Origin of the sequence: Chengkuizengella axinellae, assembly GCF_030730905.1 — a bacterium.
GTDB lineage: Bacteria > Bacillota > Bacilli > Paenibacillales > KCTC-33759 > Chengkuizengella > Chengkuizengella axinellae.
This window is the reverse complement of record NZ_JAVAMP010000021.1, coordinates 1-24,503: the sequence shown is the minus strand read 5'-3', so window position 1 is coordinate 24,503 and position 24,503 is coordinate 1. Positions and strand designations below refer to the sequence as shown.

Below are 24,503 nucleotides of genomic sequence, written 5' to 3'. Positions count from 1 at the left end.
ATAAAGGAAAAAAAGAAAAGCTTCCAACTTATAGCTAAGCGGAAGCTGTCATACAAGAGATGACATATTAATGTTCAATTTGTTTACCTAAAAATCCAGCGGCCGTTTCAACCATTTTCACTTCCGTCTCACTCATTTTAGAGTCATCGTCCTTACTTGCTAAAATCACCGTACCGATTGGATCCCCGCCTGTAACAATAGGGGATATGACGATTGAAGAAAAATTTTCTCGCATGTCCTTACAAACTTCGTACTCCCCTGAAGTATCATGAAAAATCGTTTTTCGTTGTTCCATGCTTTCTTCAAGCAAGGAACCGATACGTTTTTCTAAATAATCTTTTTTGGCCCCACCTGAGACTGATATGATCGTATCGCGATCAGAAATGATTGCAATATGATTTGTACTTTCATAAAGAGATTCAGCGTATTCTTTTGCAAAATCACCCAATTCGCCTATCGGTGAGTATTTCTTCAATATCACTTCACCATCTCGATCAACAAAAATCTCTAATGGATCTCCTTCTCGAATTCTTAAAGTTCGACGAATTTCCTTTGGTATAACAACTCTGCCTAGATCATCTATGCGACGTACAATTCCAGTTGCTTTCATGTTCATGGTGCCTCGCTTTCTCAGAAGATTTTATTTAAACTGGATATCTTATCTGTTGGGTTTACGTCCATAGTATTCATCTACTCCCAAATTCTTATACACAAAATGTTAACAATTATTCTTCTGAAGGAACTGCAATCTCAGGTACACTAATCCCTGTGATAAGGCCAACCGCCTCTTCAGTACTATAGGTTTGAAGTTTCCCTTGAACCAAACTTGCAAGAATGGCATCCTTTACTTCATCAAAAGACAACTCTGTACGATCATCCACTTTAATAATATGATAACCATATACTGTTTTTACAGGTTTACCAATCTCACCCACAGGCTGTTCAGCCGCTGCAAGTTTAAATTCTTCAACCCAATTGTTGATATTTGCATTTTCATAAGTTCCACCATTATTTTTAGAGCCTTCATCTTCTGAATACTCTTTGGCTAATTCACCAAAATCTTCACCTGCATCCAATTTAGCATACACTTCATCCACTATCGCCATAGCTTCCTCTTCAGATCTGATTTCTTCCTCAGTAGCAGGATCAAAGGTTTGAATTAAAATATGACTAACTGTAGCTTGAGAGACTAACTGCGCTGGAGTTTCGGATAAAACTCGATTATATTCCGCCTGAACTTCTTCATCAGATATTTGATTGCTTAAAACTTCCTGAGATACATTGGAAAGCACAATAAATGTTCTAAAATCCTCTTCTACAATTCCAACTTCCTCTAACCCTTGACTCCACGACCCCTCTCCATTCGCAGCCTCGTATTCTGCTATGAAAGTCTGAAGATCACCTTCAGCAATTTCTTGTTGTTCCTTTTTCGTTTCTTCATCGGCTTTTGCTTCTAGTAATTCAAAAGCAACCAACTGTTTAACTAAATTATCATTAAAGCCTGGTGTTGCTTGAAGTTGGTCAAAATACGGAGGTGTATATAACAATTTCATCACACCTGTAAAGGAGTTAAATTCCTCTACTGTAACTTCTCCACCCTCATATTCTGCTACATTACCAGCATCTTCTGTTGGACCTATCTCTACTACTTCATTTTCAGTCCCACTTTCACCTGTATCTGCCGCACCCTCTTCATCGGCTTCTTGTCCACAAGCGGTTAATACTAACACTAGCGATAATGCCATCATGAACCCTTTTATCCACTTTAATTTACCTTGCTGCATTTTGTAGTTCCTCCTTGTCTTTAAACACTTCTTTGTATTGTACCAGAAATTGTTCCATCAATTCTAGAATCTGGTCAGAATCAAGTCCTTTACCTTTGACAATGATTTGAATCTTTTGACCTGGAACAAGCTTAATTTTTCCTTGATATTGAGAACTTAATTTAAGAAGCTTTTGCCCATCAATTTTACCATTCTGTTCATCATCCATTATCATGATGATATCGTCATTTTTCCTCGAAATAGTGTCAATGGAGTAAATTCGACCATAAACTTTTAATTTAGCTACTGCCAATAAATTAGCAACAGCATCAGGAATATCACCAAAACGATCAATAAGCTCATCAAATAGATCTGTCACTTCATCTAATTCCCGAATGGACGCAACCTTTTTATAAATCTCAATTTTTTGCATACTGTCATAGATATACTCTGGTGGTATATATGCATCAATTCCTATATCAATCTGAGTAATAATCTCTTTTGTCGATTCAATCACTTCACCGTGCAATACCGCTTTCTTCTTAGAAATCTCGTCTGCTAACATTTGAGAATACAAGTCAAATCCTACAGAAGCGATAAAGCCATGCTGCTCTGCTCCCAATAAATTACCTGCACCCCGAATTGAGAGGTCACGCATCGCAATTTTAAACCCAGAACCGAGCTCTGTAAATTCCTTAATCGCCTGAAGCCTCTTTTCAGCTACTTCATTTAAAACCTTATCTCGTTGATAAGTCAAGTATGCATAGGCTACTCTATTGGAACGTCCCACTCTGCCCCTTAATTGGTAGAGTTGCGACAATCCCATCTTATCCGCATCATGAACGAGCAATGTATTTACATTCGGTATATCTACACCAGTTTCAATAATGGATGTGCTCACGAGCACATCATATTCACCATCTAGAAAATCAAGAATTGTTTTCTCTAATTCTTGCTCTGACATTTTTCCATGACTAACCGCTACCCTTGCATCTGGGACAAGAGCTGAAATTTGTTCTGCCATTTGGTAAATGCCTTGCACACGATTAAATAAATAATAAACTTGTCCATTTCTGGCTAACTCTCTTTCAATCGCTTCTCTGACAAGCGTATGGCTATGCTCTACGACATAAGTCTGTACAGGAAATCTATTTTCTGGCGGTGTTTCAATCACGGATAGATCTCTAACACCAAGCATAGACATATGTAAGGTTCTTGGTATCGGTGTTGCAGTTAAAGTTAAAACATCGACATTTGTTTTCAATCGTTTTAGCTTTTCTTTATGAGATACTCCAAATCGCTGTTCCTCGTCTACGATAAGGAGTCCTATATCTTTAAATACAACATCAGCAGATAACAATCGATGTGTTCCGATCACAACATCCACAGTTGCATTTTTTATACCCTTCATTGTCTCCTTCTGTTCTTTCCTGCTTCGGAAACGACTCAGCACATCGATTTTGATCGGATATCCAGAAAAACGCTCCTGAAATGTTTCAAAATGCTGATGGGCCAAAATCGTTGTTGGGACTAAAATCGCAACTTGCTTCCCTTCCATTGCGGCTTTAAAAGCAGCTCGGATAGCAACCTCCGTTTTCCCATATCCTACATCACCACATAATAATCGGTCCATTGGCTGTCTTTTTTCCATATCAGCTTTAATTTCATGAATAGATTTTAATTGATCCGTTGTTTCCTCATAAGGAAACATGCTTTCAAATTCAGCTTGGTAAGTTGTGTCTTTACTAAAACTATAACCAGCAGATTCTTGCCTAGCTGCGTATAACTTAATGAGATCATCTGCAATATCTTTGACAGAAGAACGAGCTTTATTTTTTGCTTTTGCCCACTCCGTGCCTCCAAGTTTATATAACTTTGGTTCTTTATCTTCAGAGCTCACATATTTTTGCACTAAATCGAGCTGATCAATTGGAATAGAAAGCTTGTCATCATTTGCATACATAATATGAATATAATCTTTATGAATTCCATTAATCTCTAAAGTTCCAATACCTACATATTTACCAATGCCATGGTTTACATGAACAACATAGTCGCCTAGTTTTAAATCTAAATAACTTTTAATTTTTTCTGCATTTTCAACCCGTTTATTTGCTTTCCTGACTTTTCGATGTTTTTTATTAAACATTTCCTCTTCAGTAATAACAGCAAGATGGATAGACGGAAACTCAAACCCGCTTGTTAAATGGTTGTTAATGATATTAGGTTCTTCAATATTGTAATCTCCTAACACACGTCTAACCTTATCAATTCTTTCTTCTCCATTTGCTAGAATCACGACGTCTGTCCCTGCTTTTTTCCATCGCTCAATTTCAGATTTTAAAACATTCATTTGACCATGGAAGTTTTGCATAGGTCGACAAGTAAAGTTTACAATGTTTTGCGGATGTGCGTGAGGAATTTGTCTCAAAAACAAGGAAAAATAAACAACAGGAAACGGTTTAGATTTCATTATAATATTATATTCTTCTGCAAGAATAAAAGCAGGAATCGTTCTTCCAAGCTCTAATAGAGTCGTTATAGATTCCGCTTCATCCTTTTCAATCTGTTTTATCGTTTCAAGCAATCGTAAAGGTTCATCCACTACGATAAGTGAGTCATCTGACATATAATCCAATAAAGTATTCCGCTCTGGATAAATGAATGTACTGTATTTATAAATATCTTTAAAATAAGTTTCATTCTTTAATGAATCTATTTCATTAGATATGGATGAAGTTAGTTTTTCTTTGAGTTGAGCATCATTTATTTTATTTAAATATTCATCTAACACACTTTTAACATGGTTTGCAGCATTCTGAAACCTACGTTCATCTGCAATTAGTTCTTCGCAAGGAGTTATGATGATAGACGATACTTTATCAATTGATCTTTGATCGGAGATGTCAAAAGATCGAATAGAATCGATCTCCTCATCAAATAGTTCAATTCGAAAAGGTGTAGTGGAAGTCATAGGATAAAAATCTATAATTCCGCCACGAATGCTCATATTTCCTTTAGCCTCAACTCGCTCTACTCTTTCATACCCTAGTAAACTCATTTGTTTCTTAAATAAATCGAGATTTAATTCCTCCCCAACTGATAAATGAATATGGGCCTCCCTAATCGCTTCTGGAGTTGGAAGGAATTTTCGAATACCAGCATAAGGTGAAATGATAATACCTCTGAACCCAAGAGCACATTTTGATAGCACATCTAATCTCTGCGCAACCATTTCTGGACTTGCAACTGCAGATTCTGTTAAAGTCAATTCGTTCGCAGGATAAAGAAGGAGTTCTGAATCTGAAAAGCACTCCTTAAGATCTTCATATATTTTCTGTGCTGAAAAAAGATTATGCGTTACGATAATCATGGGTTTGTTCATTTCTGAAAATAATGCAGCTAGTACCATTTGTCGTGAAGAACCAACTAAACCTGAGACAAGCTGTTCCTTCATATTAGATTGAACTCCATTAATGATAGACTGTACGTTGGTATCTTCAGAAAATGATTGAATAATTCTTTTCAAATTCTACCCCCCTCACACTAAAAGAAGCCTCAGCGAAAACCTGCTAAGACTAAATAGCCAGTGTAATTCTTGTTCTTATACTGTTATTGCAATGGATTAGATATCAATGACAACTCTGGATGATTTTCAATAGCTTCCTTGCAATAATCACACACTACTTTCACTGTAATATCACCATGTTGATTATATGATACCATATCATTTCTTTCCTCGGGTGTTAATAAGTGAAAACCTAAGCGCATTTCATTTACTTCTTCGTTGGAAATTTCTCCTATTTTGGATTGACAATGACGACAAATATATTTTACTGACATAATCGTAATGCCCCCCGACATGTGACTTATTATCAGTATGCTCAACTCTTTTGGTTTTTAGCCAATAATAGTTAATTGAACTTTGCCATCGTCTTTTCAAATGATTCATCAAGAGCATAAGATAAAGCATCACAACTCTTTGAAATCATTTCATCCAAAGTCTCTAATTCATTTTTATGAAATTTTGAAAGGACATAATCAGGTACTTCATATCCTTTAGGAGGACGTGAGATACCAAATCTTATGCGATTAAATGACTGAGTCCCTGTATGTGAAATAATAGATTTAATGCCGTTGTTTCCTCCAGCACTTCCTTTATACCGCAATCTCAATTTACCAAAATCCATGTCTATATCATCATATACAACAATCATATCTTCTAGATTTGCATCGTAATAATCCATGAAAGCTCTCACGGCCTCACCAGAAAGGTTCATATATGTCATCGGCTTGATCAATACAACCTTTTGACCTTTAATACTTCCCTCCCCGATTAGAGATTTACATTTATTTTTAGAGATTTTGATGTCGTTTAATTCAGCAAAGCGATCCACAACCATAAAACCAACATTATGTTTTGTTTTCTCATATGATTTACCTGGATTACCTAATCCTACGATCCATTTCACTCTTTTATACCTCATTTAATTGTTATATTTATTTTTGATGCGACTTTTCAATTTGCTAGCATATCCTTCTTTTGTTGTTTGCTTTACTCTCGCAATAGCAACACTATCTGCCTCAATATCTTCCGTTAACGTAGAACCTGCAACAACATAGCTGCCTTTTCCAACTTTGATTGGTGCGATCAAGTTCACATTGCTGCCTACGAAAGCTTCATCCTCTATTTCAGTTAAATGCTTTTTAAATCCATCATAATTCACTGTCACTGCACCGCATCCAATATTGACATTCTGTCCAACTTTAGCATCTCCAACATAACTTAAATGAGATACTTTACTATGATCATCAATAGTTGCATTCTTAATTTCAACAAAATCACCTATTTTAACATGTTCACCTATATTGGACCCCGGTCTTAAATAAGCAAATGGCCCTACAGTAGTATGGTTCCCAACTGTGGAGTCTACTACTACAGACTGTTTAATTGTAACATAATCTCCAATTTTTGTATTATTTATTTCGGATTGAGGACCTATGGTACATGAAGATCCAATTTGAGCATTTTCTGATATTTTAGTTCCTGGCATTAATGTTGTGTCCATTCCAATCGTAACACCTGAATCAACATATGTGTTGGATGGATCAATAATGGTCACTCCATTTCTCATATGCTCTTTTAGAATACGACCACGCATAATCTTCTCTGCGTCAGCCAACTGAACTCGATCATTAATCCCAAAAGATTCATTTGCATCTTCCAATATGTGACCTTCAATTTTTTCGTTTTGTTGTTTTAATATTCTTATAATATCTGTTAAATAATACTCACCTTGAACATTATTATTGGTAACTAGATCCAATGCATTAAACAGCTTTTTATTATCCACACAGTACGTACCTGTGTTAATTTCTTTAATTTCTCTTTCTACAGGCGAGCAATCCTTTTGTTCAACAATACTTGTCACTTCATTTTGACTGCCTCTTACAATTCTGCCGTAACCGTAAGGATTATCTAATTCAGCTGTTAATATTGTCGCTGCCGCTTGCGACTCTTTATGAGCCTCGATGAACTTTTTCAAAGATTCTGGTGTGATTAAAGGAGCGTCTGCGTATGTAACAATCGTAATTCCTTCTTGATCCTTCAGCAACGGCTTCGCTTGCATGACTGCATGGCCTGTGCCTAATTGTTCCTCTTGAAGAACATATTCCACTTGATCTCCCAAATAAGATCTGACCTCTTCCCCTCCGTGTCCTATGATCGTAACGATTCTGGAGCTGTCTACCCCTTTCAAGACATCAATGACATGACCTACCATAGGTTTACCACATAGAGGATGTAAAACTTTATGCTTTTTTGACTTCATCCTTGTGCCTTTGCCAGCTGCTAAAACAATTGATAAAAGTTTCAAGTTCAAAAACCTTCCTTTATTATACTTTTATGTGTTTCTACTCATTCATATATTATACAAAATAGTAATCCACATTATATGAAGATAATATAAAATATATAATCTCATTGCACTATATAATCAAGCTTTTTCATTTATTCAATTCATTGTAATCATAACACATAAAGTGCTTGTTCAAAAAGTGAGACAATTAGGTACTAAAATGAAAAGAGAGCATATAGCTCTCTTTTCATTTTTTATGCTCCCTCTTCAATTACTCCATCTTCCTCTGAAGAAGCATTATCATATTCTTCTAATACTGCTAATTGAATCTTCTCACGAGTTGGGGAGGATATTGGATGAGCTATGTCTCTAAACTCTCCATCTGGGGTCCTCTTGCTTGGCATCGCTACAAACATCCCATTGTTCCCCTCGATAACACGAATATCATGAACAACAAATTCGTTATCAATTGTGATCGATGCAATCGCCTTCATTCTTCCTTCGGAATTAACGCGGCGGAGTCTTACATCAGTAATTTGCACTTGTGTTCACCACCTTTTATTAAAAAGACTTGGTTAATACTTCCACAAATTTATGATAATTCCTTCTTTTTTTATAAAAAATTTTATATTTTTGTGACATTCATGCTAAAACACTACATATAAAAGTAAATAAATGGATTAATTACCATTTTATCAGTTAAATATATACCACTAATTCTATCTCTACTAATACGTCCTTTGGTAGTCTAGCTACTTCTACAGCTGATCGAGCAGGCTTATGATCACCAAAATAAGAAGCATAGATTTCATTTACATCTACAAAATGGTTCATATCCTTCAAAAACACTGTTGCTTTTACTACATTTTCTAATGAAGCTCCTGCTTCAAGCAAAACTGCTTTTAAATTTTTAAATACTTGATGTGTTTGTTCTTTAATTCCACCTTCTACTATGTTCCCATCTAAATCTAGAGGGATTTGTCCAGAAGTATAAATAAATCGATCTACCTTTACAGCTTGAGAATATGGACCGATGGCTTTTGGTGCATCATCAGTGTGTACAAATTTTATAGTCATAATATAATGACCTCCTTATTCATTTTCAAAATAGTTACCAGGGCAAACAGTAATTTTTTTTGTTTTTAAATCCACACTAGTTAATTTAGCAAGTGAAACATAATCTGTAATTAAATGTTCCTCTACACCTTCCTCACTTGACTCAACAAAAACACCAACACCAACCACCTTAGCGTTGAATTCCTCCAATAAATCCTTCATCCCTTGTACAGTTCCGCCGGCCTTCATAAAATCATCAATGATTAATACTTTCGATTGTTCTTTTAAAGCTCTTCTTGAGAGTGTCATCATTCTTATTTTTTTATTCGATCCAGAAACATAATTAATACTTACTGCAGAACCCTCTGTTACTTTATTATCTCTTCTTACAATGACAACTGGTAGGTTTAAATAAGATGCGACTGCATAAGCTAAAGGAATTCCTTTTGTTTCTACAGTCATGATGACATCAATTTCTTTATCTGAAAAAATAGATGCAAACATTTTTCCTATTTCGTTTATGTAGACAGGTTGTCCTAAAATATCCGACATATACAAATACCCACCTGGTAAAATACGATTAGGTTGCTCTAAAAGTGTGCATATTTTTTTAATCATTTCCAGAGATAAATCTTTCGGAATTTTAGGGACATACTTCACTCCTCCAGCTGCTCCAGCAAGTGTATGAAGTTTACCCAATCCCTCCGATTCAAACACTTCTTTAATAATAGCCAAATCTTCACTAACAGAGGATTTAGCAGCATTATACCTCTCTGCAAAGGTGGTTAACGGGATGAGTAAATGGGGATGAATTAATAAATATTGAGTCATTTCAACCAATCTCGCACTTCTTTTTAACTTCTTCATAACATCCCTTCCTGTATATACCGAATATTAATTTTAAATATATCAATATTATACGTGTTTTTACCAAAATAATAAACCTATGTTAATATTCTAACCACATATACATGATTACAAAATCCACGCAATCCATTGTATATTTTATTTACCTTAGACTGTTTAGAAACAAGGCCAAATACAGTAGGACCACTACCGGACATTAAAACACCTTCAGCACCTAAACGATGCATGACATCCTTTAATTGTTTTACTTGAGGATACATAGGCATAGTCACATCTTCAAGTACATTGCCAAGGGATTGACATATTTCTTGAAAGTCTTTATTTTCGATTGCATCTTTCAGTACTTCTGTTGAAGGATGTTTTTTTATATTCCTTACATCAACTCTACTGTAAACATCAGCTGTGGATACATTGATTGGTGGTTTAGCTAATATAACCCAACATTGAGGTGGAGACGATAATTTCTCTAATATTTCTCCTCGCCCAGTTGCTAATGCCGTTCCGCCTTCAATACAAAATGGCACATCTGATCCTAATTCTTCAGCCATCTTTTTTAAGTCACTAACTGGAATATTTAATTTCCATAATCGATTCAATCCTCTTAACGCTGCAGCTGCATCACTACTTCCACCAGCTAAACCGGCCGAAACAGGAATCTTTTTATCCAAATGGATATAAACCCCTTTTTTTACATCATATTTTTCTTTTATAAGACGAGCAGCTTGAAAAGCCAAGTTTTTTTCATCTAAAGGAATATAACCCGCTTGACTGGTAATGATAATGGTATCCCTTGATAACTCAGACATCTCTAATCGATCAGACAAGTCAACCATTGTCATAATCATTTCAACTTCATGGTAACCATCGTCTCTTTTTCTAAGTATATCCAACGATAAATTAATTTTTGCAGGGGCTTTTTCATATATTTTCATCAAAACACCTTCTTCGATCACAATAAAAAGTGAACCTTTCTTCACTGGGGTTTATGTATTTATTTACTCTATATAATATAACAAATGATTTTACAAAAAGCATCCATAGGGGTCCTTAAACATCATTTTCAACCCCAAAAAAAGAACAACAATCTCTATTCCGTTTTCACAGAGATGTGTATAAAAAAACTAAAGCACGAAAATGCTTTAGTTTTTTTAACTACTACTGTTTATTAGAAACCTGCTCTGCAATTTGTATCGCCCTTTTCACCATATTGCCAGCATCCTTTGTTTTTATGCCACCCCATCCTTCACGTTGAACCGTCTCATAAAAACCAAGATCCTTGGCAAGTTCATATTTAAATTGTTCAGACATCACACTATTTCTTCTTCTACGTGCCATAATTTACACTCCTTAATCCATTTATTTAAAATATCTTTATGAACTGTCATCTTTGTTTCACAGTAAAAACCGATAAAGTGAAAAAGTGAAAAAGTGAAAAAGCTATTGTATGAAGGATAGTATATGTTAAATAGAAGCATAAGATACTCATTGAAAAAGGAAAAATCCTCTAACAGTTATAAATACACAAATGGATAAATTGTATTTCAACAAACAAAAAAAAAAAAAAAAAACAAAACCTATATTGGTTTTGTTCATTAAATCATATATGCTATGCATGTATTACATGTTAATGTTCAATGTAAGTAATTTTAACTTGTCCCTCATCTTTGCATACCGTAACTTCTACAGATTCGGTTAATATGTCTGCATAGGAATAAGACACTCTTTTGAAGGCATGTTGTTCCTGATCTAATTTAACAATAAAAACAGAAGGGTAGGTTTCTTCTAACACACCTGTTCTTTCAATGGTTTTCTTGCGACCACCATTTGCTTTTAACATGATTTTAGCCCCAACATGGGTCTCCAAGCTGCGTTTTATTTCTGACAATGAATTTTTTGACATGTCCAACTACCACCTCTTTCCTAATCCATTATATCTAAAGGAATAAGGAAAGTCAAATTTAATAATTATATCAGTGAAACAAAGTTATTGTCAATGATTATTTTCGCTTTTTTTGATATTAGGAAGTCCGATTCTATAACTCCCTCTAGATTCTATACCACCCATACCTTTAATGCCACTTATAGTGTAACTAATAACATCAGACATATTTACAGTTTCTTTTATGGAGGTATATGAAATTTTGGAAGCAATTTGAACAGGATCAAGTGCATGAATTAATATTCTTTGTGGAGAGCTCGCAAAATTAGCCCCTGCTTGTAAAAGTGCTTCAAAATGTGACTGACAAGCACCTGCTACAATCATTAACGTATCCTTATTTTTCTCATACTCTCTAGCAATTTTCACAGCTTTAGCAAAATTTCGAGAATTTTTATAACTATCCAAGCTATATTCATCCCTATTTCTCCGATTCTTTATCAAACTGTCATGTCCAGTAATGACTAATACATCAGGTTTCGCTTTAGGTAATAAATCATACAATTGATCAGGCATATCTTTTTCTTGTATATAATGACCTTCTACCGGCACTCGAAGTTGATTATATAAATCAAGACTTTTATTTAAATAGCGAGAGTCACCATCCAAATGAAGCACTTTACCAGGCACTTCAAAGTAAGATTGTAATTCCTGCTCTTCATCTTGCTCATTTATAACAATCATATTCTGCAAATTTGTTTCTTGCTGCTCTCTTCTGTATTGCTGGATTAAACGATGAGTTTGTTGAACCCTGGAATGTGATCTCATATAGTCTTTAGTTAATCGATAATCATGCACTTTATTTAAATCATGCATAGGAGAATCTGCGAATAGTCGATATTCAACCCCTCTTAAAAAAGCAAGTTGTCTGTTTATATCTAAAATCTCAAATACAACGTCTTCCCCGTAAGACCTTCTGGTTACCAAATCTCCTCGATACATCATCTCACCCCTCCTCATCTATACTATGGGGTAAGTGTATATTGTGTGTATAAATAGGGGATCGTTTAAGTAATTTCCCTCAATCTGTTGCTCAGCCTAGCATATTCTTCTATGCTTAAGGTTTCGCCTCGTCTAGACGGGTTAATTTCACAAGATTCTAAAATCGAAATCAATTTTTGCTTCTCATCTTTTGTAAAAAGATTAGAAGTTAAATTATTTATGATGGTTTTCCTTCTTTGTGCAAAACTAGCTTGAACAACTTTGAAAAAATACTCACTATCTTCAATGTGAACTCTAGGCTTCTTACGGAGCTTTAATCGTATCACAGCTGAATCAACATTTGGTTGTGGAATAAAAACCGTATGCGGGACAGTTAACACCATTTCAGGTTCACAATAATATTGAACTGCAATGCTTAAGCTCCCATATTCTTTGCCGCCAGGTGAAGCTACCATTCTTTCAGCTACTTCTTTCTGGATCATAACCACGATGTTTTCAATAGGTAATTGATTTTCCAGCAAAGCCATAATAATAGGAGTCGTCACATAATAAGGCAAATTAGCTACTACACTAATCTCTGTTTGCTCTTTGAACTGTTCTTCTAAAATGGTTCTTAGATCTAATTTCAACACATCTCCATGAATAACTTCAATGTTATCGTAATGTTTTAGCAAGTCATTTAAAATTGGAATTAAACGCTGGTCCAATTCTATTGCTACTACTTTACCCGCTGTCTGAGTTAAAGATTGTGTTAAAGACCCTATCCCAGGACCAATCTCTAAAGCACCTTTACTTTGATCTAATTGAGCTGCATTTACGATTCGTTCCAAAATATTTTGATCAATCAAAAAGTTTTGACCAAGACTTTTTTTAAATGAAAAACCATACTTCTTTATAATTTCTTTTGTGTTTTTTGGTGATGAAATACGTTCCTTTTGCATGTTGTCCATATGAGTGATTCAATCCTTTAATTCTATTTGGTTTAATCCGTTTTCAAATTCTTTTTTTGTTATCTGAAACATTTTGCATCTTTTATAAAATTGTTTACCATTACAATATCCTATACCCAATACCTTCCCTAATTCCGTTCTTCTTTTTGCTGCTTGGGCATGGACAATTAATCCAGCATCCATTAAATCCTGCCAAGAAATTTGTTCTTTATCTTTATCTATACTTAAAAACTCTGTTTTTACATTTTCAAGTGCAGTTTGTATTGCCTCATCTGAAGCATTCTCCACTCCAATGTTATCTTTATAACTAGCCTCTTCTCTCGTCAGAAAAGCATGTTTACAACCTTTCACTTTAGAAGATATTATTTTACGAATTCGTTCTCCAGCGTGATCAGGATCTGTAAATATAATGACCCCTCTTCTTTCTTGAGCTAATTTAATCCTCTGGATCACTTCTTTATTGATAGCTGAACCACCAGTTTCAATCGTATCTGCTTTTACAGCTCGCTGGATTGCTGTAGTATCGTCCTTCCCTTCAACGATAATCATTTCTTTAATCATCTTTTTTGATCCCTTCTCTAAAACTCATATCCAAGTATATATTATATATGTTTCTATAAACAAGAATATCCAAACATCAATACTTTAATGTGCATTCATTTTTAAATCTAAATTCTTAGTTATTCTAAGTTATAAAAAAGAATCAGTCCCTTTCATGTAACAGGGAACTGATTCTTTTATTTATTTTAAATCATTATGGCTTTTCAGGACCAATTACATAGACCGTATAACCTTTTTTCAACCCAAATCCATCCACAAAGTCTTCATCCTCAAAATAAATATCTACTTTTTTCCCTTTAACTGCGCTTCCGATATCCTCAGCCCTTCTAAAACCATAACCTTCAATATAAATCCACCATCCTAATGGAATAACATTTGGATCCACAGCAACCGTATGACCTTCCTTTACAGTGGTTCCCGTGTAAGTAATCCCATATTGAGGATGATCCTCGGTTTTACCAGTGGAATTAAAACCTGCATCATATGCCGTTAACTTCACATTATTTAATACTTTTTTATAACTAAATGTGATTCCATTCACTGTTACCTCTGCCACATTGGGTGAAGAAGCTGTCAATTTAGCAATCGGTTTTAATGTACCTTTCGCTATAATATGATCTGTACTCTCAATTTGAACTACTTCTTGGATGATATCTTCTGAAACTACTTTTCCATCCTTTTTGACTTTTTCTGTTTTTGTGAGCAATACACCCTCTATACCTTCTTGTACAACTTTCTCCTTCCCTTCTTGCAAGGTAGAGTCTTCAACCGTAACTACATCGTAAGAGATTGACGATTGTTCAGCTTCCACAAAAGTTTCAATTCTCGTTACTTTAATCTCTAAGTTATCCTTTACTTGAGCGTCTAATAGAGGGGAAACTTCATCCTCTGGTCCTAATTCAATCTTTTGTTCTAATAAAACATCTTTTACCGAATCAGCTGTTGTATATACTAATTCATTTTTACCTTCTACTTTGATTAGAACAGGTACAGCGTAATGAATCATAATTTTATCTTGATCTATTAAAGTTGCTTCTAGGGATTTAGAGATTTCATCATGTTCACTTAAAGTGATCCCTTGTTCTTCTAGAAATGCTCCTAGGTTTTCCTCGCTCGTTTTAACAACTTTTTCATCACCATCAATGACCAAATATATTTCCTTTACTCCTACTAAAGTCCATACTATGAATGCTGTTACAGCCACTAAAATAATGACAAAAAAAGTTGTGAGAGTTAATTTGTTACTTACTCTCATCAAAATTCCTCCTTAAACCTTTGTATTCAAAAAATTCAAAAAATTGAGAAAATATGAAGTCTTATCAATTTGGAAAAAAATACAAAAGACTAGTAATTGTTTCTTAAAGATCATACTCAACTTATCCTCAATATGTAAAATGCCAAAAAGAAAAGATTAGAGGAATAAAACGGTAAATTCCATGAAAATGAAATGTTTTAATCCACTAATCTTATATTTTACGTTGTTTATCTCTATTTAACTGCTTATTCCTAAAATCAGATTATATTTGAAAACATATTTTTGCATTATTGGTGGTTACTTGTGCAATTTCTTCAAGTGACATTTCCTTTATTTCCGCAGCAGCCTCTGCTACATATTTTACGTACGCTGTCTCATTTCTTTTTCCTCTAAACGGGTGAGGAGTAAGATACGGACAGTCGGTTTCTATTAACAATCGGTCTAATGGAACTTTCTTCAGTACTTCTTTAGGCTGTTTAGCATTTTTAAATGTAATCGGACCGCCAAAGGAAATATAGAAATTCATATCTAAACATTTTTTTGCTATTTCCCAGCTTCCTGAATAACAATGCATAACGCCCCCTACTTCTGCAGCATTTTCTTCTGTTAAAATGTCGACAACATCTTGATGAGCGTCTCGGTTATGGATCACAATTGGTTTTTTCACTTTACGCGCCAATCGAATCTGTTCTCTAAAAACCTTTTGTTGAATATCTTTTGGTGATGTATCCCAATAATAATCTAATCCTATTTCTCCAATCGCCACTACTTTATCATGGCTGCATAAAGATTCTATCCATCCTAAATCCTCGGGCGTCATATGTATTGCATCTGTTGGATGCCATCCTACTACTGCATATATAAAATCATATTTTTCAGCAAGCTGCATTGTCTCTGGTATTGTTTCACGATTAAACCCAACATTGATCATAGTTGAAACTCCATTACTTTTTGCACGTTCAATAACTTGCTCCCGATCTTCATTAAATTGTTCTGCATTCAAGTGCACATGCGTATCTATTAACATAATTAAACTCCCTTCAAAATAAACCTATCCATAGTCTACATAATTTTAAGTACAAAGAAAACTTTATGACTGCTTATCAATATCATTCGACAATTTTCTACATATTCTACTAAAAGTTTGTCGGATGTTAGTGTTTTCTATAGTAATGTATTTAAATACATTACATACAGTTATTATTCATCATGAAATCGAATTATATTGCATAATTATTAATTATATATTTTACTTCATTGAAAGTCTTAAATTAATGATTAATGAAGTATTGACTAATTTGGCAAACATTAGTATCATAAGTTATGAAAATATTGTCGAAAATTGACGTTTGTTATAATGAGAGGGGAAAAATCATATGAAATCCACAGGTATTGTAAGAAAAGTAGACGAGCTTGGTCGTGTAGTAATACCAATTGAGCTGCGCAGAACTTTAGGAATTGCAGAAAAAGACGCTCTAGAAATTTATGTTGACGGAGAAAAAGTCATGCTTAAAAAATATGAGCCTGCATGTATTTTCACTGGTAATGCCAATGATTTGGTTTACTTTAAAGGGAAAATGATCAGTAAAGAAATAATTCCTGAACTTATTGAAATTTATAATTCAACTAAAAAAGATAATTCAGTGACAAAAGAAATCATTTAGTATATAATAAAAGAAGATTTAGTTAATTCTAACCTTTTCATATCTCCTTTGTCTCCTGCCGTTATATAAATATGTAAACTACGGCAGGATTTTTTTATTCTATTAAAGGAGATGATTATATATATCACGTTTAGAGACCATTCGATCACCTGCTACTTTTTTCATCGCTTCTTTTTTGTCAAGCTCCAGGTTCATGTAATGTTCCACGTGTTCTTTAATCGACATCAAACTCCACCATAATTCATCTTTCCTTTCTTTTTTGGCTGTACTTCCCTGTACAACAATACAATATTCGCCTTGCACCTTTATTTCACTTATATAACGTATACATTCTTCTAGTGTGCCTCTAATTACCTCTTCGTACTTTTTTGTTATCTCCCTTGCTATTGATACCTGACGATTTCCCCAATTCTCATACATTACATTCAAAGTATTTATTAATCGATGAGGAGACTCATAAAAAATAATGGATCCAGCCAAATCTGCTAATTCTATAATTTTCTCCTTTTTATCCTTTTTTTCTCTAGGTAAAAATCCGCAAAATGTAAATTGATCTGTTTCTAATCCTGAAATAATGAATGCGGACAAAGCTGCGTTAGCTCCCGGAATTGGTATGATTGAAATATTAGATTCTATTGCCAGTTTCACTAAATCATTCCCTGGGTCGGATATGACAGGCAAACCAGCATCACTTACTAATGCCAAATCACTGCCTTGTTCTATAAGACGTATTATTTCTTTTCCACTCGTATGTTTATTGTGTTCATGGTAACTAATTAAACGGGTTGAAATTTGAAAGTGAGTTAAAAGCTTCCTTGTTTGTCTAGTATCCTCACATGCTATGCACTCCGCTTCTTTTAATATTCTGAGTGCCCTATGTGATATATCTTCTAAATTTCCAATTGGGGTACCTACAAGATACAAGCAGCCTTTATTCTGTTCTTCTGAAAAGCTTTTTTGTACATTCATCTTACACATCTCCATAATAAATTTCCATTAGCTCTTTACAATACTCATTCCGATCATTATAAACGATTAGAGGTTTTAATATGTGCATATCCGCTTTGCCATTTCTAATTCCCTCAACTAGAACCATATTTGCTTCTTCACTTATTCTAGGATGGACAAATCGAATGCGTTTGGGTTCGATGTTGTATTGTCTCATTAAAACAATAATATCTGCTAATCTAGAAGCACGATGCACAAGTGCTACCTTGCCACCACTTTTCACCAATTTATTACATGCAGAAATAACGTCTTCTAAAGTACAACATATTTCATGCCTAGCTATCGCAATATGCTGATTTATATTTTGCTTTCCTGTCTGGGCTGGTAGATAAGGAGGGTTCACCGTTATTAAATCAAATTTACCATATCCTAATTGCAAATGCATTTGTTTTAAATCACCACGAATGACAGAAATTTGATCTGTTAAATGGTTCATATCCATATTTCGAATAGCCATATCAGCAAGTTTTTCTTGAATTTCAACCGCTGTAATCTGAGCGCGTGTTCTTGTAGACAATAGAAGAGGAATGACTCCATTTCCTGAACACAAATCTAATATCCTACCTTTCGTTGGAACAGAACAGAAACGTCCTAATAATACCGCATCCATTGAAAAGCTAAAAACCTCATCACTCTGTATAATTTTTAATTCTTTTGTTAATAAATCATCAATTCTTTCACGTTCCATTAAAGAAATATTTTTTTCCATAATTCCTTTCCTAACTTGTAAAACCGCAGGAATTGAGCCTGCGGTTTTACATTAATTATATTTATTCTATTTGTTTAAAAAGGATAAACAAAAGAGGCAGTCACCTTCTGTCCTAAGGTGTCCATAATATACATTACAAATATGAAATCCTTCATAATACAAACGAGCTAAATTATCGTAACCTTCTCCTATTACAGGAGATGGAGGAATTTCCTCTTTTATTTTATCTTCTTCAGACTGGTCCTTTTTCAACAACGTTCTCAACTGCTGATTTTCTAAACTTAAACGTTTATTTTCCTCAAGCAATTGCACAAGCTTTTTTTTCATTTCGCCAATATTTTTATATATATCGCCTAAATGCTCTTCTAGTTCATTGGCCTGTGTATAGATATCCTTATTCTCCACAATTCCACCTCAGTTTAAGAAAACCGCATTTATTCTTGTTCAACAACATCTTCAAGTGACAATTCCTTCACTTTTTCTATATCGAAAATTTTAACTTGTACAGAATTTTTATCAGGATTAATGGAAACAACCTTACCTTCACCCAATGATGTAATTACAAAACTTCCGACTTTAGGCAGATCATTTTTGGCACTTTCATATTGGTCGTGTTCAAACTTTAAACAACACATTAATCTACCACATAGACCAGAGATTTTCGTTGGATTTAATGAGAGCCTCTGATCTTTAGCCATTTTTATGGAAACCGGTTCGAAATCACCAAGCCAAGTAGAGCAACATAACGTTCTTCCACAGGGACCGATGCCACCTAACATCTTCGCTTCATCTCTCACACCAATTTGCCTTAATTCAATACGTGTTTTGAAAATACTGGCTAAATCTTTAACAAGCTCACGAAAATCTACTCTTCCTTCAGCTGTAAAATAAAATATAATTTTATTTCTATCAAAAGTATATTCTACATCAATTAATTTCATAATTAATTGATGCTGACTAATTTTATCCAAACAAACATAAAAAGCCTCTTTAGCATCTTTTTTATTATTTTCCATCACTCGAACATCTGCAGATTTTGCTATACGAATCACTTTTTTCAATGGTAACACAATGTCTGATTCATCTACTTGTTTTTCCCCTATGACGACTGTTCCGTATTCTATGCCTCGTGCAGTTTCTACAATAACATGATCGTCTTTTGAAACGGGTTGATTCGTTGGATCAAAATAATAAATCTTGCCCGCTTTTTTAAAGCGAACCCCAATTACTGAGTACATTTCATCCCCCCTTAATTTGGATCATAAATTGATCGAGAGCTAACTGAGGATTTACATTAAATCGGAGTTTCTTTTTTGTATTTATTGCAATCTCCATACACTGAACCCATTCGTTCATTTGCCTTGTAAAAGCGTTTTTCTCTAACCAAGGGATCTGGTCCTCAAAAACAAGCTTATCCTTTTTGCCACACTGTATTTGAATGATATCTTTAAACCATAATATAAATAAATCTAAAAGTACATTTAGCTCGTCTGTAAGATTGGATTTAAATATTTTTTGTTGTGCAGTAATACTTGCTTCAGAAAATTTATTTAAACTTTCCTTAGCTAATTGTATCATTATGCCTCTTATTTCTGCAAACGAATTTAATTGGATAAGCTCCCTAGCTTCTTCCAATCCCGACGTTAAACGAACACCGCTATTAACTAATTCTGATGCAAACCCTTCTTGAATTAGTTGTTCAGCCATTTTTTCTGACAATTGTGGCTGAAAAGAAATCCATTGTGAACGAGAACGAATTGTTGGTAATACAGCTTGTCCATTATCCGCTATCAAAACGGCAACAACATTTGAACTAGGTTCTTCCAGAAACTTCAATAAACTATTTGCTGCTTGCGTAGTCAGTCTGTCTGCTTTAAAAAGAATATAAATTTTAGTCTGATTTTCATTCATTTTATATGAAAAATTCTTTTGCAGTTCCCTAATTTGCTCAATTTTAATATGGTTTCCATCAGGTTCTACTAGACGAAGCTGTGGATGATTCCCATGTTCAAATTTCTTGCATTCAATACATTGATCGCAAGCATCGTCTATTTTTTTTATACAAAAAATAGCCTTTGCAAAGTTCAAGGCCATTTTTCTTTTCCCTGTACCTGATGGTCCTGTAAATAAATATGCGTGTGATACTTTATTCATTTTCAGTCCATTCTGAAGCTTTTGTTTCACCTTGGTTTGATTCATTATTTCATGAAAAGACATGATTCGACCCCTTCATATTATTACATCAAAATAAAAGATTGATTAGCATTCCGCGAATTTCCCCTACTTTTTGCAATATCTCTATTCTTCCTTGCTCGCTTTTTAATAAATCATCTGTCATTTGTAGTAACGACTGATCGACTTCTTCTAGAATTTTATATCTTCTACCTCTGCCTCTCCGATCCTTACCGATTTTATTTTTAAGCTGTATTCCGTTGCGAACAGACTCTTCCATAAATCGTCGTACAAGATTTTTATATGCGAACAATTCCCGAACTGTCATGGATTTTGTCAATCGTTTACCTTGTATCTCGATTTGGAGCATAGCTTGTTTTAATTGTTCACTCGATGCAAATCGTTCTTGGTGCTGTAATGTTTCGGAGAAATTTTTCATTGTAATTGAATTGTTGCTTGTTTGATCTGAAACCAACACATTTTTTTGTAAGGAGCGCAAACCAGAGTTTATTTTCAATGTTTTAATACCTTCCTTTAAAAGTGCTCAAATTTATCTACAGGAAGTACAAATACTGCTGCTCCCCCAACTTGAACTTCAATTGGAAACGGAATGTATGAGTCCGTTGTCCCCCCAACAGGTGAAACAGACGATACCAATTGATCCCTCACCTTACAATTGGCTTTAATCACACCGATCACTTCATCTATTTTCTCATCTTCAACACCAATCATAAAAGTGGTATTCCCTGATCTTAAAAAACCACCAGTACTAGCTAATTTCGTTGCTCTAAAATTTGATTTAATTAATGCATTTGATAATCGATTACTATCCTTATCCTGTACTACCGCAATAATTAATTTCATTTTAATCCCCTCCTACAATTATACTTTAAAATTGTTTAAACTACTATTCGTTTTCATTAGGGTTCCTGCTTACCCCAGTATACCAGTAGAATAAAAATCCTTAAGATAGAAATAAGTTTTACATATTTCTATCTGCTAATATAGAAGTAATATCTTTTACTATTTCTTCAGAAATAATATCAACTGGCTGGTTTGCATTGATCAGACATACTCTTTGTGGATTTTTTTTTGCTATTTCTAAAAAACCTTCTCTTACCTTTTTATGATAATCATGGGCTTTTTGTTCTATTCGATCTAAAATTATTTCTCCTTGCTTACTCGTTCTTTGTAATAATCTATTTTGACTTTCCTTCACACTCACATCCATCATGTAAGTGCGTTCAGGCTGTAATCCAGAGCTTGCAAAGTGATTGATATCTTTTATTGTTTTTTGATTAATTCCCAATCCTACAGATTGATATGCCATACTGGCGTCAATGTAACGATCACACAATACGATTTTATTTTCCTTTAATGCAGGAATAATAATTTCATGAACATGTTGTGCCCTAGAAGCAGCATATAGTAACACTTCTGTTTGATCTTGCATTTCTTGATATTCTGTTGATAGAAGGATATTTCTTATCAGATCACTGATTCTTGTCCCTCCTGGTTCTCTTGTTGTAACGACATCGTATCCTTGATTAATTAATGTTTTTGATAGTTGTTGTATTTGAGTGGTTTTTCCAGAACCATCTGGTCCTTCAAAAGTAATAAATAAACCGTTCACAACAAACCTCCTTGTTGACTGAATTTTTGATTTGTTATTTCACAATTTTGATCTGATTATTTTTTAATTCTTTAGACCCTTGAAAATAAGCTCCTGAGTCTATGAATTGCTTTATCTTTATTAACACTTCTGATGTAATCATCTCTCCTGGGTAAAGTATGGGGATACCTGGTGGATATGGAATGACCATTTCAGCAGACATAGAGTTCAATGCCTCATTTATATTTACAACCTCAGTATGAGTTATATTGCGTTTCATTTGCATAGGTGGATTTAATTTTGTGAAATTCGTTTCATAAATACTATTCGTTATGTTTTCCCTCAGTTCCTTCTTTTTCAAACTGAATTCATCTGATATATCCCTCAATGCATCTAATAATTTTTGCAAGTCCTCTTCTTGCGTTGAAACACTACAAACGATTAATACAAACCTTGGGTTCGCCATTTCCACCATGCATTGTCGTTTTTCTATCTCCGCTTGTAATTCATAACCTGATAATGTTGTTGTTAGATCCCTTATGATTATTTTAAAAGGATCTTGAGTGTATTTCTTATCAGTATATTTCGTACTATTCACGATTTCAAACCAATGCAATTTCTCCATTTTCTCTTTAAACCCTGTTATCATATTTTGAACAATAGATATCCTCCTTCTTCCTTCTGTGCTTATCCATCTGCGACTGATGTCTAAAGATGCCATTAGGGGATACGATGGACTTGAACTTTGCAGCATTGTTAGATAATGACGAATTTTTTCTCTATCTATCAAATTCCCTTGAACATGAAGCATACCACTCATCGTCATAGAAGTTAACATTTTATGCGTGGATTGAACGACCGCATCTGCACCGCTAAACAATGCCGAATCAGGTAAAGCAGGATGAAACCCATAATGAGCTCCATGTGCCTCATCAATTAATAAAGGGATGTTATTTTGATGAACTAATTTAGCAATGTCTTTCAAATCCATCCCTATCCCAAAATAATTTGGATTGGTTAGTAATACCGCCTTAGCATTAGGATACTGAACTAATGTCGTTTGCAACGTCTTCTCATCGATTCCAAAGTCCAGATCCGTGTTTTTATCTAAGTTAGGAGGCAAAAATACAATTTTTGCTTCAGCTAAAATAAGCCCGTTAATTATAGATTTATGTACATTTCTTTGAACGATGATCAAATCATCTCGTTCACATACAGATAAGATCATGGCAAGATTACCGACTGTACTTCCATTAATTAAAAAAAAACTTTCCTCGGCACCAAAACAATGAGCGGCAAGCTCTTGTGATTCTTCAATAACTCCCTGTGCATCATGCAGATCATCTAAACCTGTAATTTCTGTATAATCTATCTCCATAATTTGTTTAAAATAATACTGCTCCTCTTTATTTAATGCTCTACCAAATTTGTGCCCTGGTACATGAAAACTAGCTTTGTTATCCATATGGTATTGCTTTAACATATCATACAAGGGAGCTTTGTGTTGATTCATTTTATTGAATTTCCTCTCCGAGTTTAAAATTAGTCTTATCTCTTCCCTTTAATATTAACATGATAATTAGGAAATGAAATACACTATCATTATATTTATAAACCTATAAAATTCTTACGTTATCAAAAAAACCGTCACATCAAAGACGGTTATTTGTGAACATATTTATGTGTAGTTAGATGTTCATTACATTTGAGCTAGAAACTAAATTATATTTTTATACCCTATTCTTTTTAGTTTTTGAATATAAAATGAATACTTTGCATCGTTTACATCTGTACGTATTATCTCAGACTCGCAATCATTACAAATAAATTGAGAACATATCATAATTCCCTTTCCATTCTGCTTTTCACATACTATACAGGTATAGTCTAACTCACTCTCCATAGACTTCCCACCCTTGCTTTTTCTATCATTATGCCACATTATCTATCCTCTTAAACTTCCAAATTTGTTTTAAAACAATATTTTCAAAATTCCCTTCTGCGGCTCTAATTTCAATCATTATATGTGCATTAAATGGAAAGGTGTTTGACTACTTTGTGGTTAATGCTTTCTACAAAGTCCAGGATAAAATGATTAAAAAAATATGAAATCAAAATACGGTCTAAAAAAAGACACTGTAGTGAGTAAA

Annotated in this window: 28 protein-coding genes; 1 reads left to right on the top strand and 27 read right to left on the bottom strand. The window is 34.1% G+C overall.

Annotated features, from left to right (window positions below):
• Positions 1 to 67 precede the first annotated feature (67 nt).
• From spoVT to Q5Y73_RS22825, 17 genes are all read right to left on the bottom strand, one after another.
• Positions 68 to 610 carry a stage V sporulation protein T gene (gene spoVT, locus Q5Y73_RS22905; RefSeq protein ID WP_305994279.1) on the bottom strand — a complete coding sequence of 181 codons (543 nt, stop codon included), beginning with the start codon at positions 608 to 610 and terminating at the stop codon, positions 68 to 70.
• Between the two features lie 115 nt (positions 611 to 725).
• Positions 726 to 1,784, bottom strand: coding sequence for a peptidylprolyl isomerase (locus Q5Y73_RS22900; protein ID WP_305994249.1), 1,059 nt, complete (start codon positions 1,782 to 1,784; stop codon positions 726 to 728).
• Positions 1,771 to 5,292 carry a transcription-repair coupling factor gene (gene mfd / locus Q5Y73_RS22895; protein ID WP_305994248.1) on the bottom strand — a complete coding sequence of 1,174 codons (3,522 nt, stop codon included), beginning with the start codon at positions 5,290 to 5,292 and terminating at the stop codon, positions 1,771 to 1,773. Before mfd ends, Q5Y73_RS22900 begins: the two co-directional genes overlap by 14 nt.
• A gap of 83 nt (positions 5,293 to 5,375) precedes the next feature.
• Complete coding sequence (gene fin, locus Q5Y73_RS22890; protein ID WP_305994247.1) at positions 5,376 to 5,606, bottom strand: anti-sigma-F factor Fin; 231 nt, start codon at positions 5,604 to 5,606, stop codon at positions 5,376 to 5,378.
• Positions 5,607 to 5,677: 71 nt separating this feature from the next.
• Entirely contained in the window at positions 5,678 to 6,235 is a 558-nt protein-coding gene (gene pth / locus Q5Y73_RS22885) for an aminoacyl-tRNA hydrolase (protein WP_305994246.1), read from the bottom strand.
• Positions 6,236 to 6,250: 15 nt separating this feature from the next.
• The gene (gene glmU, locus Q5Y73_RS22880) at positions 6,251 to 7,639 is read right to left on the bottom strand and encodes a bifunctional UDP-N-acetylglucosamine diphosphorylase/glucosamine-1-phosphate N-acetyltransferase GlmU (RefSeq protein WP_305994245.1); all 1,389 of its coding nucleotides are present in this window, start codon (positions 7,637 to 7,639) and stop codon (positions 6,251 to 6,253) included.
• Between the two features lie 236 nt (positions 7,640 to 7,875).
• On the bottom strand, positions 7,876 to 8,163 hold the full coding sequence (spoVG, locus tag Q5Y73_RS22875) for a septation regulator SpoVG (protein WP_305994244.1): 288 nt from the start codon (positions 8,161 to 8,163) through the stop codon (positions 7,876 to 7,878).
• A gap of 157 nt (positions 8,164 to 8,320) precedes the next feature.
• Positions 8,321 to 8,698: a RidA family protein gene (locus Q5Y73_RS22870; RefSeq protein WP_305994243.1), complete on the bottom strand. Its 378-nt coding sequence runs from the start codon at positions 8,696 to 8,698 to the stop codon at positions 8,321 to 8,323.
• Positions 8,699 to 8,713: 15 nt separating this feature from the next.
• Positions 8,714 to 9,544 carry a pur operon repressor gene (gene purR, locus Q5Y73_RS22865; protein WP_305994242.1) on the bottom strand — a complete coding sequence of 277 codons (831 nt, stop codon included), beginning with the start codon at positions 9,542 to 9,544 and terminating at the stop codon, positions 8,714 to 8,716.
• A gap of 77 nt (positions 9,545 to 9,621) precedes the next feature.
• Positions 9,622 to 10,476 carry a 4-(cytidine 5'-diphospho)-2-C-methyl-D-erythritol kinase gene (ispE, locus tag Q5Y73_RS22860; RefSeq protein WP_305994241.1) on the bottom strand — a complete coding sequence of 285 codons (855 nt, stop codon included), beginning with the start codon at positions 10,474 to 10,476 and terminating at the stop codon, positions 9,622 to 9,624.
• 223 nt (positions 10,477 to 10,699) lie between these two features.
• Positions 10,700 to 10,879 (bottom strand): small, acid-soluble spore protein, alpha/beta type, encoded by a 180-nt coding sequence (locus Q5Y73_RS22855; protein WP_305994240.1) that lies wholly within the window; start codon positions 10,877 to 10,879, stop codon positions 10,700 to 10,702.
• Between the two features lie 289 nt (positions 10,880 to 11,168).
• Positions 11,169 to 11,444 carry a biofilm formation stimulator Veg gene (gene veg / locus Q5Y73_RS22850; RefSeq protein WP_305994239.1) on the bottom strand — a complete coding sequence of 92 codons (276 nt, stop codon included), beginning with the start codon at positions 11,442 to 11,444 and terminating at the stop codon, positions 11,169 to 11,171.
• Positions 11,445 to 11,534: 90 nt separating this feature from the next.
• Positions 11,535 to 12,422, bottom strand: coding sequence for a sporulation peptidase YabG (yabG, locus tag Q5Y73_RS22845; RefSeq protein WP_305994278.1), 888 nt, complete (start codon positions 12,420 to 12,422; stop codon positions 11,535 to 11,537).
• A gap of 65 nt (positions 12,423 to 12,487) precedes the next feature.
• Positions 12,488 to 13,372, bottom strand: coding sequence for a 16S rRNA (adenine(1518)-N(6)/adenine(1519)-N(6))-dimethyltransferase RsmA (gene rsmA / locus Q5Y73_RS22840; protein WP_371320263.1), 885 nt, complete (start codon positions 13,370 to 13,372; stop codon positions 12,488 to 12,490).
• A 9-nt stretch (positions 13,373 to 13,381) separates the two neighbouring features.
• Positions 13,382 to 13,933, bottom strand: a complete 552-nt coding sequence (gene rnmV, locus Q5Y73_RS22835; protein ID WP_305994238.1) for a ribonuclease M5 — start codon at positions 13,931 to 13,933, stop codon at positions 13,382 to 13,384.
• Positions 13,934 to 14,126: 193 nt separating this feature from the next.
• Positions 14,127 to 15,188, bottom strand: coding sequence for a resuscitation-promoting factor (locus tag Q5Y73_RS22830; RefSeq protein WP_305994237.1), 1,062 nt, complete (start codon positions 15,186 to 15,188; stop codon positions 14,127 to 14,129).
• Between the two features lie 262 nt (positions 15,189 to 15,450).
• Positions 15,451 to 16,215 carry a TatD family hydrolase gene (locus tag Q5Y73_RS22825; protein WP_305994236.1) on the bottom strand — a complete coding sequence of 255 codons (765 nt, stop codon included), beginning with the start codon at positions 16,213 to 16,215 and terminating at the stop codon, positions 15,451 to 15,453.
• Positions 16,216 to 16,564: 349 nt separating this feature from the next.
• Between Q5Y73_RS22825 and Q5Y73_RS22820 the strand changes: the two genes are divergently transcribed.
• Positions 16,565 to 16,852 carry an AbrB/MazE/SpoVT family DNA-binding domain-containing protein gene (locus Q5Y73_RS22820; protein ID WP_305994235.1) on the top strand — a complete coding sequence of 96 codons (288 nt, stop codon included), beginning with the start codon at positions 16,565 to 16,567 and terminating at the stop codon, positions 16,850 to 16,852.
• Positions 16,853 to 16,954: 102 nt separating this feature from the next.
• On the opposite strand, the gene rsmI is transcribed toward Q5Y73_RS22820, so the two are convergent.
• The 10 genes from rsmI to Q5Y73_RS22770 form a co-directional block, all read right to left on the bottom strand.
• A complete protein-coding gene (rsmI, locus tag Q5Y73_RS22815) occupies positions 16,955 to 17,821 on the bottom strand; it encodes a 16S rRNA (cytidine(1402)-2'-O)-methyltransferase (protein ID WP_305994234.1) in 867 nt (288 codons plus the stop codon).
• Between the two features lies 1 nt (position 17,822).
• Entirely contained in the window at positions 17,823 to 18,569 is a 747-nt protein-coding gene (locus tag Q5Y73_RS22810) for a tRNA1(Val) (adenine(37)-N6)-methyltransferase (RefSeq protein WP_305994233.1), read from the bottom strand.
• 66 nt (positions 18,570 to 18,635) lie between these two features.
• On the bottom strand, positions 18,636 to 18,974 hold the full coding sequence (gene yabA, locus Q5Y73_RS22805; RefSeq protein ID WP_305994232.1) for a DNA replication initiation control protein YabA: 339 nt from the start codon (positions 18,972 to 18,974) through the stop codon (positions 18,636 to 18,638).
• Positions 18,975 to 19,003: 29 nt separating this feature from the next.
• Entirely contained in the window at positions 19,004 to 19,807 is an 804-nt protein-coding gene (locus tag Q5Y73_RS22800; protein WP_305994231.1) for a PSP1 domain-containing protein, read from the bottom strand.
• 1 nt (position 19,808) lies between these two features.
• Entirely contained in the window at positions 19,809 to 20,786 is a 978-nt protein-coding gene (gene holB / locus Q5Y73_RS22795) for a DNA polymerase III subunit delta' (protein ID WP_305994230.1), read from the bottom strand.
• A 25-nt stretch (positions 20,787 to 20,811) separates the two neighbouring features.
• Entirely contained in the window at positions 20,812 to 21,258 is a 447-nt protein-coding gene (locus Q5Y73_RS22790; protein WP_305994229.1) for a YaaR family protein, read from the bottom strand.
• A gap of 17 nt (positions 21,259 to 21,275) precedes the next feature.
• Complete coding sequence (gene darA / locus Q5Y73_RS22785) at positions 21,276 to 21,605, bottom strand: cyclic di-AMP receptor DarA (RefSeq protein ID WP_305994228.1); 330 nt, start codon at positions 21,603 to 21,605, stop codon at positions 21,276 to 21,278.
• A gap of 118 nt (positions 21,606 to 21,723) precedes the next feature.
• Positions 21,724 to 22,374, bottom strand: a complete 651-nt coding sequence (tmk, locus tag Q5Y73_RS22780; RefSeq protein ID WP_305994227.1) for a dTMP kinase — start codon at positions 22,372 to 22,374, stop codon at positions 21,724 to 21,726.
• A gap of 34 nt (positions 22,375 to 22,408) precedes the next feature.
• Entirely contained in the window at positions 22,409 to 23,866 is a 1,458-nt protein-coding gene (locus Q5Y73_RS22775; protein WP_305994226.1) for an aminotransferase class I/II-fold pyridoxal phosphate-dependent enzyme, read from the bottom strand.
• 204 nt (positions 23,867 to 24,070) lie between these two features.
• On the bottom strand, positions 24,071 to 24,295 hold the full coding sequence (locus tag Q5Y73_RS22770; protein WP_371320262.1) for a sigma factor G inhibitor Gin: 225 nt from the start codon (positions 24,293 to 24,295) through the stop codon (positions 24,071 to 24,073).
• Positions 24,296 to 24,503: the final 208 nt, after the last annotated feature.

Bases quoted from the DNA above. Each gene is read 5' to 3' on its own strand.
- holB (WP_305994230.1), bottom strand. From the start codon at position 20,786: ATGTCTTTTCATGAAATAATGAATCAAACCAAGGTGAAACAAAAGCTT.
- veg (WP_305994239.1), bottom strand. From the start codon at position 11,444: ATGTCAAAAAATTCATTGTCAGAAATAAAACGCAGCTTGGAGACCCAT.
- rsmA (WP_371320263.1), bottom strand. From the start codon at position 13,372: ATGGACAACATGCAAAAGGAACGTATTTCATCACCAAAAAACACAAAA.
- Q5Y73_RS22770 (WP_371320262.1), bottom strand. From the start codon at position 24,295: ATGTGGCATAATGATAGAAAAAGCAAGGGTGGGAAGTCTATGGAGAGT.
- purR (WP_305994242.1), bottom strand. From the start codon at position 9,544: ATGAAGAAGTTAAAAAGAAGTGCGAGATTGGTTGAAATGACTCAATAT.
- Q5Y73_RS22870 (WP_305994243.1), bottom strand. From the start codon at position 8,698: ATGACTATAAAATTTGTACACACTGATGATGCACCAAAAGCCATCGGT.
- spoVT (WP_305994279.1), bottom strand. From the start codon at position 610: ATGAAAGCAACTGGAATTGTACGTCGCATAGATGATCTAGGCAGAGTT.
- Q5Y73_RS22820 (WP_305994235.1), top strand. From the start codon at position 16,565: ATGAAATCCACAGGTATTGTAAGAAAAGTAGACGAGCTTGGTCGTGTA.
- rnmV (WP_305994238.1), bottom strand. From the start codon at position 13,933: ATGATTAAAGAAATGATTATCGTTGAAGGGAAGGACGATACTACAGCA.
- fin (WP_305994247.1), bottom strand. From the start codon at position 5,606: ATGTCAGTAAAATATATTTGTCGTCATTGTCAATCCAAAATAGGAGAA.
- Q5Y73_RS22900 (WP_305994249.1), bottom strand. From the start codon at position 1,784: ATGCAGCAAGGTAAATTAAAGTGGATAAAAGGGTTCATGATGGCATTA.
- Q5Y73_RS22775 (WP_305994226.1), bottom strand. From the start codon at position 23,866: ATGAATCAACACAAAGCTCCCTTGTATGATATGTTAAAGCAATACCAT.
- Q5Y73_RS22830 (WP_305994237.1), bottom strand. From the start codon at position 15,188: ATGAGAGTAAGTAACAAATTAACTCTCACAACTTTTTTTGTCATTATT.
- Q5Y73_RS22825 (WP_305994236.1), bottom strand. From the start codon at position 16,215: ATGTTAATAGATACGCATGTGCACTTGAATGCAGAACAATTTAATGAA.
- Q5Y73_RS22855 (WP_305994240.1), bottom strand. From the start codon at position 10,879: ATGGCACGTAGAAGAAGAAATAGTGTGATGTCTGAACAATTTAAATAT.
- Q5Y73_RS22810 (WP_305994233.1), bottom strand. From the start codon at position 18,569: ATGGAAAAAAATATTTCTTTAATGGAACGTGAAAGAATTGATGATTTA.
- yabG (WP_305994278.1), bottom strand. From the start codon at position 12,422: ATGTATCGAGGAGATTTGGTAACCAGAAGGTCTTACGGGGAAGACGTT.
- rsmI (WP_305994234.1), bottom strand. From the start codon at position 17,821: ATGAATGTACAAAAAAGCTTTTCAGAAGAACAGAATAAAGGCTGCTTG.
- Q5Y73_RS22800 (WP_305994231.1), bottom strand. From the start codon at position 19,807: ATGTACTCAGTAATTGGGGTTCGCTTTAAAAAAGCGGGCAAGATTTAT.
- ispE (WP_305994241.1), bottom strand. From the start codon at position 10,476: ATGAAAATATATGAAAAAGCCCCTGCAAAAATTAATTTATCGTTGGAT.
- darA (WP_305994228.1), bottom strand. From the start codon at position 21,605: ATGAAATTAATTATTGCGGTAGTACAGGATAAGGATAGTAATCGATTA.